Genomic DNA, 13,803 nt, shown 5'->3' with positions numbered 1-13,803 from the left:
GTGCACCCCGAGGTGGGTCCGTCGGGGTTCCCACGGTCACAGGTCGTACGCCCGCAGCCACAGTTCCAGGGTGAGTACGAGCCACAGCTTGCCGCCCTGGCGCGGCAGCAGCGTGCCCTCGCCGCGCATCCAGGTGCGCACGGTGTCGGGCCTGAACAGACCCCGCCGCCGGGCATCGCGCCCGAGCAGCAGATCGTTGCCCAGTTCGCGCAGCGGTCCGCTCAGCCACTGCTGCACCGGGACCCGCATCCCGCTCTTGGGCCGGTCCACCACGGTGGCGGGCAGCAGATCGCGTACGGCCTCCTTCAGCACCGACTTCTCGGCCGTGCCCCGCAGTTTGAGGGCGGGCGGCGTGGCGAAGGCGTGGTCGATGACCTGCCGGTCGAAGAGCGGGGCGCGGCCCTGGAGCCCTTGGGAGGCGGTGAGCCGTTCGACTTTGGTGAGGATGTGGTGGGCGCCCTTGGTCCGCAGATTGCAGTGCAGCAGCTGGTCGAGCAGGTGGGTCATCCGGTCCGGGCCGGTGAGGTAGGGCTCGACGAAGCGCTGCGGGGCCGGGGCGGAGTCCAGCGCGGCGAGGGCGTCGGGGGTCAGCAGGTCGGGGAGGTCGGTCCAGCACTTGCGGTAGGAGCGCAGATAGGCGGTGGCCCGGTCCTCGTACCACGGCGTCCCCGCCGCGCCCGGCGCACCGGCGTGCATCTCCTGGACCAGCATCGGCAGGTTCTTGGGACCGCCGAACACGGGGTCGCCGCCCTCCCCGTTGAGGACGATGCCGTGCCCGTCGCCCGCGACCGCCTCCGCGAGCATCAGGTTGGGCACGGTCAGCGGGTCGCCGACGGGGCTGTCGAGGAGGGCGGCGGTGTCGGCGAGCCGTGCCGCGACCGCCGAACCGGACACGGTCAGCACCCGGTGCCGGGTGTGGCAGTGGGCGGCGACGAGCCCGGAGTAGCCCAGTTCGTTGGGGAGTTCGTCGCCGAAGCTGATGGAGTAGGTGTGCACGGGGTGACTGTGCAGCTTCGCGGCGAGCGCGGTGACGAGGGAGCTGTCGACGCCGCCGGACAGCAGGACCGCGACGGCGTCGGCCTCGGGCAGCCGGCGTGCGGTGGCCTCTTCGAGCAGGGCGCGCAGCTTCAGGGCGTACGTGTCGTCGGGTCGTGGCCCGCCCGGCTCGTCGTGGCCCTCGCGGGGTTCCCAGTACACCTGTTGGGTGAGAGTCCCGTCGACGGCCAGCCGCACGACCCGTCCGGGCAGGACCTCGCGCACGCCTTCCAGCAGCGTCTCCTCGCCCGGCAGGTAGGCGAAAACGAGGAAGGAGCGTACGGCGGAGAGGTTCATCCCGGTGCCCAGCGCGGGCCAGCGGCGCAGGGCGCGCAAGGAGGTGGCGGCGGCCCACGTGTCGTCGGCGCGGGCGTAGAAGAGCGTGCGGGCGCCGACATGGTCGCGGATCAGCACCAGGTCGCGGCCGTCCAGGACTGCGAGCGCGAACATGCCCTCGGCGAGCGCGACGCCGGGCGCGCCGAGCCGGGCCCACAGCCGCAGCAGCACCTCGCCGTCGCCGCAGCCGGGCGGGACGGGGGCGCCGGCCCTGGCGAGCGCGGTGAGCAGGTCGGCGCGGTTGTGCAGGGTGACCTCGCCGACGGCGCGCATTCCGGACGCCTCGAACGGGCCTTCGGCGTGGCCGGGTTCGTCGGGCAGCAGTGCCAGTCCCGGCGCGAGAGGTGGGGCTCCCATGGCGGTGAGGTGGGCGTCGGCGGCCGTGGGCCGGGCGTCGCGGTGCCCGGGGTCCGGGCCGAGACAGGCGCAGAAGCGTGCCATGGAGCGAGGGAGTCCTTTCGTCGTTGTGCCCGGCCGCGCCCGCGCGGTCCTCGGGAGGTGGAGCGTGCGCGTACGGGCGTCGTGGTGGGTGCGCGGCGCCCCGGTCCGGACCTCCGCGACGCACCGGTCAGCCGAAGTCGTCGTCGCTCCAGCCGCCGTCGCCGTCACTCCAGTCGCCGCCGTCCCAGTCGTCCCCGCCGCCGTCGCCGCCCGAGGCGGACGAACTCTGGGCCTGCTGGCGCAGTTCTTCTTCCTCCTCCGGCGTCAGGTGTGCGGGTGGCAACTGGGCGGCGGTGACGGCGAGTCCGGTGACGCCGAGGCCGACGAGGATCGCTCCCATCCGGCCGCCGAACGACGTACGGTTGATCATCACGGTGTCGCCGCTGCCCCACAGCGTCCGGCCGTAGCCGATGTCGCGCCCGTAGGTCACGGTGCCGTCGGCGAGCAGCCGCTTGACGATCCGGTCCCCCAGCAGTTCGTCGGTGCCCGCACCGCCCCGGTCGTCATGCCAGTCCACCACGCCACCGGGGCCGCGGCGGCGCCACTCCTGACGGCCGTCCTCGTAGGTGCGGTGGACGCTGCCGTCGGCGAGCAATTCGTCGGTGTAGCCGATTTCGCGGGGGCGGATCATGCTCATCGGTCCTCGGGTCTGCGGTGCTCGGGCATACGGTCCTCGGGTCGGCGTCTGATCATGCGTCGGGCCAGGTCATGAAGCCCGCGGTGCGCAGCTCGCGCAGTTCGCCCCAGACCGAGTGCCGGGAAGGGCGGGGGCCGCGGGTCAGGCGCAGTACGGCGCGCAGGAGCCGGGCCGACGCCACCGAGGCGACCTCGGCGAACCGGCCGCCGGCGAGCCAGGCGACCTCCTCGGGCCGCAGCCCCGGAGGCAGCGCGCCGAGTGCGGGGACGGGTCCGGGTGCGCGCCCGGTCACCAGGCGCAGGGTGCGGGCGTGCCGGGGCACCAGGCCGAGCGAGGCCACCCGTACTCCGGGTACCGGCCCGAGCTGCTCGCGCACCCGGGCCGGCAGGGTGACGCCGGTGGGGCTCGCGTCGTGCAGGACGTGCACGGTGGCGCCTTCGGCCCGCTCCAGGGCGCCCACCAGCCGGGGGTCGAGCGGCAGGTCGTCGGCCGCGCTCAGCACGGGGCAGGCCGCCTCCAGGTGAACGTGGTTTGCCAGCAGCATCCAGGCGATGGAACGGTCCTGGCAGATCAGCAGGCGCGGCAGCCCGTAGGCGTAGAGGTCGGGCTCGCGCGCGGGCCCGCCGATCGTCGGGGCCGCACGGTGCGGGGGCGGGAGGAGACCGGCCGGCTCCAGTCCCCGCAGCGCCTCGGTGAAGTGGGGGAGCCTGAGGGGCGGGCGCGGGCTGTGCGGGATGCGTCGCAGCGGCGCGGGAGTGGGCCTCAGGACGCGGCAGGTCTCGTAGTACAGCTGCCGTTCGGTGTAGCGGATCCCGCCAGGCAGGGTCGCGCGCCGGGCGGCGACGCCGATCGCCCGCTCCAGAACCAGGCGCGAGACCGGTCGCGATGACACCGGCGGGTCGATAAAGGCAGGCATGTCAGTTCGCGTCCTTCCAGGGCGACGGCTGCGGCTGGTTCGGAAGCCGGAGCCCGGCGGTGTGCCCGCGCGCCGGTGCCGCGCGCAGAGCGGCGACCGGCGCGGCAACGCCCTTGGAGAGCGCGGCCGCATGCGACCCGACAAGTACTCGCATGTCAGATTCCCTCCAGCTCGGTTGACTGCGGCCAGCTCAGGAATCCGAGCTCTGCGGCCCGCAGTTGTGCCGGCTCCGGGGCGCTGCGGGCGCGCTCGACGGCTCGGGCGACGGACGCCTCCAGCAGGGCCGGGGGGACCGCGGCGACCGGGCCGAGCCAGCCCTGGCGCAGCCACGCGGCGTCCTCGGGGGCGAGCCGTTCCATCCGCCGGAGCCAGCCGGCCTCCCCCGACCTGACTCTCTCGGGGGGAGTCTCGTGCAGGACGACGGCCCCGCGGTTGCCCCTAACGGCCTTCACCGGCAGACCCGCGTCCACGACCACCACGTCGGGGCGGCTCGCGCGAACGTCGGCCAGCAGCTGGAAGCCTCTGGCGCTCGCGTCGTGCAGGACGATCACGGGCCCGGTGGGCGGCACATCGGCGAGCCGGGCCGCGAGGGTCAATCCCTGCCGGTGCGGGAAGTCGTTGGCGGACAGGAAGGCGCGTACCACCCGGTCCGGGCACAGCAGCGCCACCGTCCGCTCCTGCCGGGCCCGATCCCTGGGCAGGCACGCGGCGTCGCCGGCCGTCTCGTCGTCCACGACGCCGGGTGGCAAGCCGCCGTGGACACTCACCCAACGCCCGAGCATCATGCTCCGGAATACGTGCGCATCTGGCTCCATGCGTGCGCCGGCGCGGCGGGCCGGCCGGTACGGCCGCCCCTTCGCCAGCAGGTACACGACGACGGCCGCGCCCGCGCTCCCCCACCACAGCAGCCCGGCGTGGGCGGTGTCCGGCATCCGCACGGCGAGCACCGCCAGTCCGGCGACGAGCACGACCGCCACCGTGCGTCCCACCCATGGAGGGCGACCGCTGCGCTCAGCCGCGTCCCAGGTGCGGTTCTCGGCGCGGGCCAGGTACCACAGCTGGGTGAGGGTGATCGTGCGGCGGCCCTCGTCGGTGTGGGTGCGGGCGATGCGTGCGATCCGCGTGTCGTGCATGCCCCGGCCGTGCACCTTGGGGTCGAGGGCGAAGGCCCGCTCGCAGTGGGCGCACACGCTGTTCGTGCGTTCCTTGCGCGGCAGGGAGGTCTGGCAGTGCGGGCAGATCATCCGCCGCCTCCGCCGGGCCAGGTCATGAAGCCCAGGGAGGCGGCGCGCCGACGTTCCGGGTCGGTGGCCGTGCCGGCGCGCTCCACGGCACGCGTGACGACCGCGAGCAGCTTGGCGGGCGGGACGGCGACCAGCGGCAGCCCCCACCCCTTGGACAGCCGCTTCAGCTGGTCGGGGGGATACTCCCCGCTGCGCCGCAGTACGTCCATGACGGCGTCGCCGGGCGGCTCGCCCCGCACGGGCACGGCGTTCGGGCGGTCCCGCGCGGCGTCGGGCGGCAGTCCGAGGTCCACGACCCGGTGCTCCGGGTACGCCTCGCGCACGCGGTGGGCGAGGGTGAGACCGGCGGCGTCGGCGTCGTGGAGCACCAGGACCGTTCCCGGGCTCGACGGGCCGAGGACGGCCGGCAGTTCGTCGGGAGTGGCGACCAGGCGCAGCACGTGGCGGGCGGGCAGGCCGGCGGCATCGATGCATACGGCGACGGAGGGGTCCGGGCAGAGCAGCACGAGCCCGCCGGATCCGGGCTCCGACGCCGGGGCCTCCGCCGCACGACCCTTGTCGGTACGCGGGGACGGCCGAGGTGACGGATACCGCCTGTCGCTCATCACCCCCGGAGGGAGCGAGCCGTAGACGTCGGTCCACTGCCGCATCAATTCGGTACGGAAGGACTCCCGGGAGACGCGGGCCCGGCCTCGTCTCCACCCCGACGCCGCCGCGATGAGGAAGCCGAGGGCGGTGACCAGGAGCAGGCCCCCCAGCACCGCGAAGAGCACCGCACCGCTGATCAGCCCGACGACGCCGAGGACGAGGCCGAACAAGGCGGCCACTCCGCCACAGCCCGTCTCCGCGTCGCTGTCCTTCAGCGACTTGCGGGACAGGGCGTACCACAACTGCCCGGTGGTGCAGCGCAGTCGGCCTTCCTCGGTCAGCTTGGCGGCGACGCGGCGGACGCGGAGGTCGTTCAGGCGCAGGGGGTTGGTCTTGGGGTCCAGTGCGTACCTGCGGCCGCATTTGCCGCAGACGTTGCCGGGGCGTTCCTTGCGCAGCAGGGACTGTTCGCAGTGCGGACAGATCACGCGGGGCCCTCCAGTCGGTGGGCCAGCCGCCGCAGTCGGGCGGCGAGGCGTTCCTTGACGGTGGTGACACCCGGTCCCCTCAGCCGCTGGACCCGTTCGATGTCACGCAGGGCGGCGGCCAGCGCCAGGTAGTCGGTGCGGGCAAGGGTGCCGGTGGAGCCGGGAGGCGCGACCGTGCCGTCCGCCGGGCCCGCCGCTCTGCGGTCCGCCTCCGGGGCGGTGATCGCGTAGTCCTCGTGGTCGATGCCGTAACCCGTGTTGGCGGCCAGGATCGTCAGCGGAGAAGTGTCCCGATTGGCGAAGGAATGCGGCATCATCTCGGGGATCCTGATCAACTCGCCCGGCGTGAGCGGGACTTCGGTGACCCGGTCGCGCTCGGCGTCGTACAGGCCGCAGGACGCGTAGCCCAGGCTGAGGACGAAGTGCTCCCCGCCGTGCGCGTGCGGGGTGAAGGCGCTGCGCGCACCTACGACACCGAGCTTGACGGTGGCGTTGGAGGGACGCTCCGGCGAGGTGGCGGCGTCACCCACGAGGTAGTGGGCGAACTGCCCGTCGTCGATGAACCGCAGGAGATCCCGCTCCGGACCGAGGTCACGGGCACCGTCCCGGTCGGCGAGGGCGATCGAACCGTCGGGCAGCAGCCGGTACAGCCGCACACCGCCCGGCAACTCACTTGGGCTGATCGGCCCCTTCGCGGTGGCGGCCGCACCCGGCACACCTTCCTGGACATCACCGAACAAGAGTTCCTCCCCCCATGCCCACCCCGGCAAGTACGCGAATGGTAAGGCGTTGATCGAGAACGCGGGGAGGGTCCGCACGAAACCCGGGGTGATGCCGCGGTGAACCACGGGTGGACACAGCCCACGGGCCAGGGACACGGCACCGCCCTTTTCACCCCCGCCGTGCGCCTCCGCACGCCCCTGAGCGCCGGATGCGCCGGTCAATTCCTCAGCGCCGTAAGGGAGTTCGGCACCGCACCGGGGTATGCATTGTGCGTCCGTGGGCGCGGGAGCGGGGAGGCCGGCACTGTGGCACGCCTTTCGTGGACGTCCCAACCCCCTCCCTCGCGTGGGCCACGCACCCGGCACGTCGTACGCCGACTGCGCGCCCAGGGCATGGCCGGACCCGCCTTCCGCGACGTGCTGCCCGCCCTCACCGGGACGGTGCTGACCCTCAGCTCCGTCGTCGCGGCGCTCGCCGTGGGGTACCGGTTCGCGGGTGTCGGCGTCCCGCTCGCCGCGGTCGCCCTCCTGCTGGTGACCGTCCCGCTCACGGTCCGGTACCTGCGCCCGGGCGCTCGCCGCCGCAAGGGCCACTACACGGAGCGGGAGTTGTTCGCGCTCGACACCCAGGAACTGGCGCTGGCAGTGGCCCGGATGCTGCGCCGGGACGGCTGGCGGGTGCGGCTGCTGTCCGAGCCGGAACGACCGCGCCTGTTCGCGAGCCGCGCCGACGGCCGCGAACTGCACGTGGCCTTCCGCCCGGTGGCCGAGCCGCTGCCGGACGAGGACCCGCCGCTCCCCCGCGTCCGACGGTCGGAACCGGACCGCCTCGTCCACCTGGTCGTGCACCGGGGCACCTTCCGGACGCGCGACGTCCAGTGGGCTCGACGTCAGGAAAACACCCTCCTGCTCGACGGCGCGGCCCTGGTGCGCTGGGCGACGGGCGTCCCATTCGACGAACTGCGTCCACCGGAGAAGTGACGCGGTCCCAGCAGCCGCTCGGTTGTCCGGGCGGACGTTCGGCGTCGAGCGTCGAGCCGCGTCGACATGTAGCTCAGTAGTGAGAGCGCCGGGCTTATTGACAGAACGGTGGCCCAGCCATGAAACCCGACCCGCTCTTCATGGAAGATCCCTGTGCGCGGTCGCCGGAGTGCAGCACAATCAGCTACGTCACGGGGAAGAGGACTGAACCCCTGAATGAGGACCACGTCCTGGACAGCCGGTCCGGCAGGGGCAAGCGGGCCGCGTGGCAGGTATGGACGTCGTCAGGAACCAGGCGGCGGCCGCTGAGCGCCTCGATAGGAGGATTCAGGTTCGCCTACGCGAGCAACCTCGCGTCAGTTCGATGCGCTGCTCGAGACCCACATGCTCCACGGCATGTTCCAGTCACTGAGGCCGTTGTCCGGGGCCACGGTGGCCTTGTCCGAGGAGTTCTTGACGATCACGACGTCACCGGTGATCGAGTTGTCGAAGAACCACGCGGCGGGCTGCTTTCCGTCGCCGGCGTTCCTGACGTCCTTCAGGCCGACGCAACCGTGGCTGGTGTTGACCTTGCCGAAGACAGAGTCGCCGCCCCAGTAGTTGCCGTGGATGAACGTGCCCGAGTCCGTGAGGCGCATGGCGTGCGGCACGGCCTTGATGTCGTAGGAGGGCTTACCGTCCTTTTCCGTGAGGCCGACGGTCGCAGCGTTCATGTGGACATGCCGGTACTTCTCGGAGATGACCATCTGGCCGTTGTACGTCGGGTGCTCGGCGCTGCCGGACGAGATGGGGATGGTCTTGATCGTCTTGCCGTCCCGTACGACGGACATCTGCATCGTCTTGGCGTCTACGGTGCTGACCTGGCTCCGGCCGATCTTGAACGTAGCCGTCTCCTGGAGGCCGTCGAGGTTCATCTTGACGGTGACGGTGGAGCCGGGCTTCCAGTAGTGCTCGGGGCGGAAGTCCAGTCGGCTGTTGTTGAGCCAGTGTCCGACGATCTTCTCGCCGCTGCTTGAACTGACCTGGATCTTCGACTTCACGCCGTCCTTGTCGCCGATCGCCGTGTCGAAGTTGAAGGTCACGGGCATGCCCACGCCGACGGTCGAGCCGTTCTCGGGGAAGAGGTGGCCGAGGAAGTCGTTGGCCGGGGAGACCGTGGAGATCGCGGTGTTTTCCTCTGCGGAGCGGCCCTTCGCGTCCTGGGCCTCCGCGGCGACCTGATATCGGGTGGCCTGTCTCAGTGGGCCGTCCGGCGTCCAGGACGTGCCGTCCTCGGACAGGGTGCCCGGAACCTCCGTACCGGTCGCGACGGCGGTCATGGTCACCTTGGTGAGGGTGCCGTCGCTGACGGTGACATTCACGGGGTCGTTGATTCCGATGCCGTGGGCCCCACTGGGCGTGATCCTTATTCGGGCGTCGGAGACGTCCTGGGTGTCCGTCTGATGCGCCGACCCCCGCGTTTCCGGGTGGGCCCCGGTGTCGCCGGTGGCGGCGTAGCCGGTACCGGCCAGGGCCGTGAGCACGAGGGCTCCGGCCGAAGCCATAAGCACGGCGCCTCGATTGCGTGCGGTGATCAAACGCTTCTCCCATGCCGCCGGTCTTTGAAGCCCATCGCTGATCAACAGAGAAGGGCAATCAGCTCCAACGGATCATTTTTCCCTATTAGACCGTTTTGGTGAACGGTTTGTGGCGGTTTTCACATATTGAGTGCACACCCATTGAGACCCGCCCAACGTGGGGTGGCGTGTGATCGATCAGCTCTCCCCCACCGGTGTAGAGGCCTACAGGGAGAGGCCTCGCGGTGACCTGACGAGAACAGCCGCTGCCGCGCCCACCAGATACCTGAAGTTGATTCCAAGGCGAGGCGGGTCCGCGCACCAGTACTGAGTCGGTCCGAGCATCGTTAGGGCGGTGCCAGATGGCCGCTCATGAGGTGCCGCACTGACAAGCGCTCCCGGCCCCGACGCTCACCAGCAGGCCGGCGTTCGCCCTTCCCTTTCACCGGCACCACAGCAGCAGCCGTCGTCGGCCGCTTCGTCTTTGTGGAGGGCCAGCGCCTTGTCATAGAGCGGTGGTTCCCACACTGCTGACCCAGACGTTGAAAGGCACAGACTGCGTCCCCGGCGCGTTCTGCCCGGAGTCGTTGTGCACGTCTTGAAGGTCGGAGCAGGCGATGACACCCGGGGCGCCGTCCACCAGATACCCCTCGACGACCCGACCCAGATCATCACAGGGCACAAAGGGCGTGCCGAACGGCAACAAGTGTGCGGGCACGGAGCCGGTGGAGCACCGAAGCTGCCCGGCCTGCCGGTCGTGCCACACGTAGAACGTCGCCGCCCCGACAAAGCCCAGCCCGTGAACACGGTCTCGGATCACCGAGGCCGTGCGCTCAAACGCCGCGACCACGTCGCCTACCGACAACGACCGCCTGTTCTCATCGTGCGCCGTGAGCGACCACGTGTTCGTCTCCCACTCCAGACGCCGGTCACCGGGCTCCAGTACCAAAGGCTCGTCGGCGACCTCGGCGATCCACTTCAACAACACCACGCCAGCATCCCCACCAGGGCCCCCACCCCATCAACCACGCATCGGAACACTGTGCCTGCCACCGGCCCGCAACCCGCCGACCCGCTGCCCGAAGAAGCCAGTCCACGCCCAGCGGCCAGGCTCCTGCTCGAGTCCGGCCGCTACGACAGCCCGCCGTATCCCGGCCGATGATCGGCCACGCGCCGGGCTTCGGCCCTGACCTCGGCATCGACCTCGCCCACCGCGGCCCCGTCTTCCAGGACGCCGTACTCGTCATCCAGGGCGGCAAGGCGCTCGCCCAGGGGCAACTGGTGGCCGAACCTCTGGTGGACCTGCCAGGTGAACTCCCACGGCGTCATCTTGCCCGCCAGCAGCCGGCGCGCCAGCGCCCGCACCGCCGCTTCGTCCGCGGCGACACTGCCACGCGGGCTGAACACGAGGCTTAGCTCCTCGCATACGGCGGGAAGCAACTCAGGCACGTCGTAATCCGCCTCGCCCCGCGTGCATCCGGCCAGCATGCGAAGCGTGGGGCTGTCCAGCCCGGCGACCAGCGCAGCGCACGCGGCCTCGACGACCTCATACGCGCGAACCTCGCCGACCCCGTACAGAGCGGCAACGTCCTGCAAAACATCGGAAGGAGATTCGGTCAACGACATCCGCGCATGATCCCCCGCACGAGATGACCCCGTCGACCACAATTCCGAAGGCTTCGTGGAGGCCGCCGCATCGTTGCCGTCGGATCCGAAAGCGGGTTACGTGCTGGTGCGCGGCAGGAGGTCAGGCGGCGTGCGGCCGTGCTGCGCGGGCCGCAGCGGCGGCGACGGTCAGCGTGTCGCGGGCGGGGTGATCGAGAAGGTCTTGCAGATCCGTACCACTGGCCGCGAGGAAGCCGTGCCGGACACTGGTGGCGATGGAGGACAGCATGGGCGGCTGGAACGGCAAGAGCCCGGGGGTGTCGAGGAGCCTGCGCCGGTACTCGCCCAGCCCGATCGTGCGGTGCCCCGCCTGCAATTGCGCGGCGACGACGCCCGCGGTGACCGGTGTGCCGACGAGGTCGTAGACGCGCCCCGCGTGGCGGGGTGCATCGTGCGCGACGATTGCCGCCACGTCGGCCAGGTCCTCACGCGCAACGGCAGCCAGCGCCCCCGCGCCGAAAGCGGATTCCAGCATGCCGCCGTCCCACATCAACAACGCGCCGAACAGCTCGGCGTACAGGCCGTTGCGCAAAATCGTCCAGCCCAGACCGCTGTCCATGACCAGCCGCTCACTCACCCGGTGAGCCAGCGCGAAACCCAGGTGATCACCCGAGCCGGTCAGGCTTGTGTAGATGATGTGCCGCACACCGTCACGGACGGCCGCCGCAACTACGTCCGCATGCCGCCCGACGACCACATCGTCCTCCGCGTAACCGGCGGAGACCAGCACCAGGGTGGTGACACCCGTCAGGTCGATCGTGGAGGGCTTGTCGAAGTCCACGTGCCGCATCCCCTCACCGGGCGTGCGGCTACCGCCGACCGCATCCGACTTACGGACACGCAATGCAGCCAGAGTGAGTGCGCCCAGCTGTCCGTTCGCTCCGGTCACCAAGATCATGAGGTCGGGGTCTCCTTCGTGGTTCTTTTCCGTAACTACGATGGGATCCTGACCCGCCCGCCCACCGGCCACAAGAAGGCAGTTGGATGTCACTCACGCACACCGCAGTAACCCCCCAAGCGGCCGACCTCGACCCCTGCGGACAACCAGAGCACCCCGACTGCGGCATACGTGACGTGCTGGACCGGGTCGGCGACAAGTGGTCCGTCCTGGTGATCGTGGAACTCGCCGGCGGACCCCGGCGCTTTCGTCAACTTCAGCGCGCGATCGACGGCATCTCCCAGCGCATGCTGACCCTCACCGTCCGCAGACTCGAACGCGACGGACTCGTCCAACGCACCGTCTACCCAACCGTTCCCGCCCAGGTCGACTACCGCCTCACCGAAACCGGCGCCAGCCTGACCCACCTCGTCAAAGCACTCGCCGACTGGTCCCTCACACACCGCCCCGCCATTGCCGACGCCCGACACGCCTATGACCGACAACACCCCGGCCACAACATCCACTAGCCCAACAGCTTCGCGACCGATCCGGATGACGCGGCCGTGCACTTCCCGCAGCTAGGCAACGAGTTCACGTATGGACCAGCAGGTGAAGAGCCGGCCGAGCCCGGTCGGGCGGGCGGCGGTCTTCCCGGAGAGCACCGCATCCAACACCTGCGAGGGGAGCGTTACGCAGGCCGCAGCCGGAAATGACGGGGCGACACGGACGACGGAGCCGGTACGCACGCCGCAATCGGAGCCCGGACCGTGGGCGGATCCGGAACAACGCGCAACATGGACGGGGCCCGCAGCGCGGCGAGGCTGCGCAGCGTGGGGGCGGTGCGCTGTTCAGAGGGGGTCTGTGAGTACCCCTGGGCGATGGCGTCATACAGGGCGCTGGCGAACAGGGCGATGTCGCCAGGGGTGTTGTCATGACTGACGCTGACCCGGACGGCGGTGATGATGCCGCGCCGAGGCAGGTAGAGCGGGCTCTCATCGGCGACGATCTTGCCCACCAGAATGCTGCGGTCCGCGAGACGGCGGCGCAGCACGGCAGCGGGTACCCGGGCGTGGCGGAAGGTGACGATGCCGCTGTGCCGGCCGCCTTCGGCGATCAGTTCGCTACCGGGACTGCTCTGGACCGCGGCGCGCAGCGAAGACGCCAACTGCGCAATCCTGGTGCCGGGGTCGGTGCCGGGGTTCGTGCCGACGGCAGCTCCAGCGTCGGTGCCGGGGGTGATGCCGCCGTCGGTGCTGGTACCGGTGCCAGGGGTGGGATGATGGGTGAGAGCGGCGTTGAGGGAGGCGAGGGCCGGAGCGGGCGCCGACAGGGGAGGCAGGCCGCCGTGCGGGGCCAGGACCTCGTGCAGGCGCGGTGCGGCGTAGGCGAACCCGGCGCCGTGGGGGCCGCGCAGGAAACGCCAGCCGTCCCCGGTGAGCAGGTCACAGCCGAAGGCGGCCACATCCAGGGGTAGTTGTCCAACCGCGTGGGAGGCGTCGACCGCGTAGAGGCAGCGGTGCCCGGCCAGCAGGGCCCCGACCTCGTGGACGGGTTGGACGGTGCCGCAGACCGCCGACACGTACGGCAGGCACACCAGAGCGACGTCCTCGTCGAGGTGGCGGGCCATCCACGCCACATCAACCTCCCCGTCCGCGTCCTGCGCGATGACCTCGATCCGGCAGCGGGTACGCGCACGCAGCGCGAACAGTGCAGACAGCTGAGCGGGCGAGGCGTACGGGCTCACCCACACACGCTCCCCAGGATGCAGCGGCAGGCGGGACATCACCGCCGTGAACGCCTGATCGCCCCCGCCACACACCACCACATCCCCAGCCGGCGCACCCAGCATGACGCCCAGCCGGCGCGGCAACTCCCCGTACAGGACGTCCGCGAGACGCTCCTGCACCACCAGCGGGCCCTCCCGGTCCTCCACCCGCGTCCAGCGAGCCATCACCTCCGCCACCACAGGAGACAGGGCGCCGGCGCCGGCGGTGTTCAGATCCACCCGCAGCTGATCGAGGTGTATCGCGTTCACTGTGGGCCTCCCCCGTCAACAACACCCATGAGGCAATGTGTTGCCTCCTTCTTGGCAATACATTGCCTGGAAAGAATGGGAGTTGGCAACATGGGCTCCGGCCGCACTCAAGGCAAACCGACAAAACGTCACCCCCACCGGTGCCGGCTCGGGTGTTTCCGGCTTTCTTTTCGAGGGGTTGCCAAGCATTGCCAAAGGCTTTCCCGACCCACCAACACGCCACATAACCCCAGGCCAGAGCCCATTTGATGAGGCACGTGGGGTCGTCAGGTGCTGGCT

Annotated in this window: 14 protein-coding genes; 2 read left to right on the top strand and 12 right to left on the bottom strand. The window is 70.8% G+C overall.

What is annotated here, in order from left to right; genetic code table 11:
• Positions 1-36: 36 nt before the first annotated feature.
• From ACZ4VA_RS37775 to ACZ4VA_RS37745, 7 genes are all read right to left on the bottom strand, one after another.
• On the bottom strand, positions 37-1,812 hold the full coding sequence (locus tag ACZ4VA_RS37775; protein WP_356176283.1) for an asparagine synthetase B family protein: 1,776 nt from the start codon (positions 1,810-1,812) through the stop codon (positions 37-39).
• Positions 1,813-1,939: 127 nt separating this feature from the next.
• Positions 1,940-2,449: a hypothetical protein gene (locus ACZ4VA_RS37770; protein ID WP_356176281.1), complete on the bottom strand. Its 510-nt coding sequence runs from the start codon at positions 2,447-2,449 to the stop codon at positions 1,940-1,942.
• 52 nt (positions 2,450-2,501) lie between these two features.
• The gene (locus ACZ4VA_RS37765) at positions 2,502-3,365 is read right to left on the bottom strand and encodes a hypothetical protein (protein ID WP_468084442.1); all 864 of its coding nucleotides are present in this window, start codon (positions 3,363-3,365) and stop codon (positions 2,502-2,504) included.
• A 1-nt stretch (position 3,366) separates the two neighbouring features.
• Positions 3,367-3,519 (bottom strand): hypothetical protein, encoded by a 153-nt coding sequence (locus tag ACZ4VA_RS37760; RefSeq protein ID WP_356243941.1) that lies wholly within the window; start codon positions 3,517-3,519, stop codon positions 3,367-3,369.
• A gap of 1 nt (position 3,520) precedes the next feature.
• Complete coding sequence (locus tag ACZ4VA_RS37755) at positions 3,521-4,609, bottom strand: hypothetical protein (RefSeq protein ID WP_356176274.1); 1,089 nt, start codon at positions 4,607-4,609, stop codon at positions 3,521-3,523.
• Positions 4,606-5,685 (bottom strand): phage holin family protein, encoded by a 1,080-nt coding sequence (locus tag ACZ4VA_RS37750; protein ID WP_468084439.1) that lies wholly within the window; start codon positions 5,683-5,685, stop codon positions 4,606-4,608. Before ACZ4VA_RS37750 ends, ACZ4VA_RS37755 begins: the two co-directional genes overlap by 4 nt.
• A complete protein-coding gene (locus tag ACZ4VA_RS37745) occupies positions 5,682-6,425 on the bottom strand; it encodes a cupin domain-containing protein (protein WP_356176268.1) in 744 nt (247 codons plus the stop codon). The genes ACZ4VA_RS37750 and ACZ4VA_RS37745 overlap by 4 nt, the downstream gene beginning before the upstream one ends.
• Positions 6,426-6,713: 288 nt before the next feature.
• Here ACZ4VA_RS37745 and ACZ4VA_RS37740 point away from each other — a divergent pair, with 288 nt between their 5' ends.
• A complete protein-coding gene (locus tag ACZ4VA_RS37740; protein ID WP_468084437.1) occupies positions 6,714-7,388 on the top strand; it encodes a hypothetical protein in 675 nt (224 codons plus the stop codon).
• A 356-nt stretch (positions 7,389-7,744) separates the two neighbouring features.
• Here ACZ4VA_RS37740 and ACZ4VA_RS37735 read toward each other — a convergent pair whose 3' ends face one another.
• From ACZ4VA_RS37735 to ACZ4VA_RS37720, 4 genes are all read right to left on the bottom strand, one after another.
• Positions 7,745-8,932 carry a L,D-transpeptidase gene (locus ACZ4VA_RS37735; RefSeq protein WP_468084435.1) on the bottom strand — a complete coding sequence of 396 codons (1,188 nt, stop codon included), beginning with the start codon at positions 8,930-8,932 and terminating at the stop codon, positions 7,745-7,747.
• A 517-nt stretch (positions 8,933-9,449) separates the two neighbouring features.
• A complete protein-coding gene (locus ACZ4VA_RS37730) occupies positions 9,450-9,935 on the bottom strand; it encodes a hypothetical protein (protein ID WP_468084433.1) in 486 nt (161 codons plus the stop codon).
• Positions 9,936-10,075: 140 nt separating this feature from the next.
• Positions 10,076-10,570 carry a hypothetical protein gene (locus tag ACZ4VA_RS37725; protein WP_468084431.1) on the bottom strand — a complete coding sequence of 165 codons (495 nt, stop codon included), beginning with the start codon at positions 10,568-10,570 and terminating at the stop codon, positions 10,076-10,078.
• 121 nt (positions 10,571-10,691) lie between these two features.
• Positions 10,692-11,507 (bottom strand): Rossmann-fold NAD(P)-binding domain-containing protein, encoded by an 816-nt coding sequence (locus tag ACZ4VA_RS37720; RefSeq protein ID WP_356176258.1) that lies wholly within the window; start codon positions 11,505-11,507, stop codon positions 10,692-10,694.
• Positions 11,508-11,593: 86 nt separating this feature from the next.
• Between ACZ4VA_RS37720 and ACZ4VA_RS37715 the strand changes: the two genes are divergently transcribed.
• Complete coding sequence (locus ACZ4VA_RS37715; RefSeq protein WP_355795318.1) at positions 11,594-12,016, top strand: winged helix-turn-helix transcriptional regulator; 423 nt, start codon at positions 11,594-11,596, stop codon at positions 12,014-12,016.
• A 161-nt stretch (positions 12,017-12,177) separates the two neighbouring features.
• Here the strand turns inward: ACZ4VA_RS37715 and ACZ4VA_RS37710 are convergent, their stop codons facing one another.
• On the bottom strand, positions 12,178-13,524 hold the full coding sequence (locus tag ACZ4VA_RS37710; RefSeq protein WP_468084428.1) for an aminotransferase class V-fold PLP-dependent enzyme: 1,347 nt from the start codon (positions 13,522-13,524) through the stop codon (positions 12,178-12,180).
• Positions 13,525-13,803: the final 279 nt, after the last annotated feature.

This window comes from Streptomyces sp. NPDC028308 (genome assembly GCF_055565855.1).
Note: the sequence above shows the minus strand (reverse complement) of the source record. Positions and strands in the feature narration are given on the sequence as shown.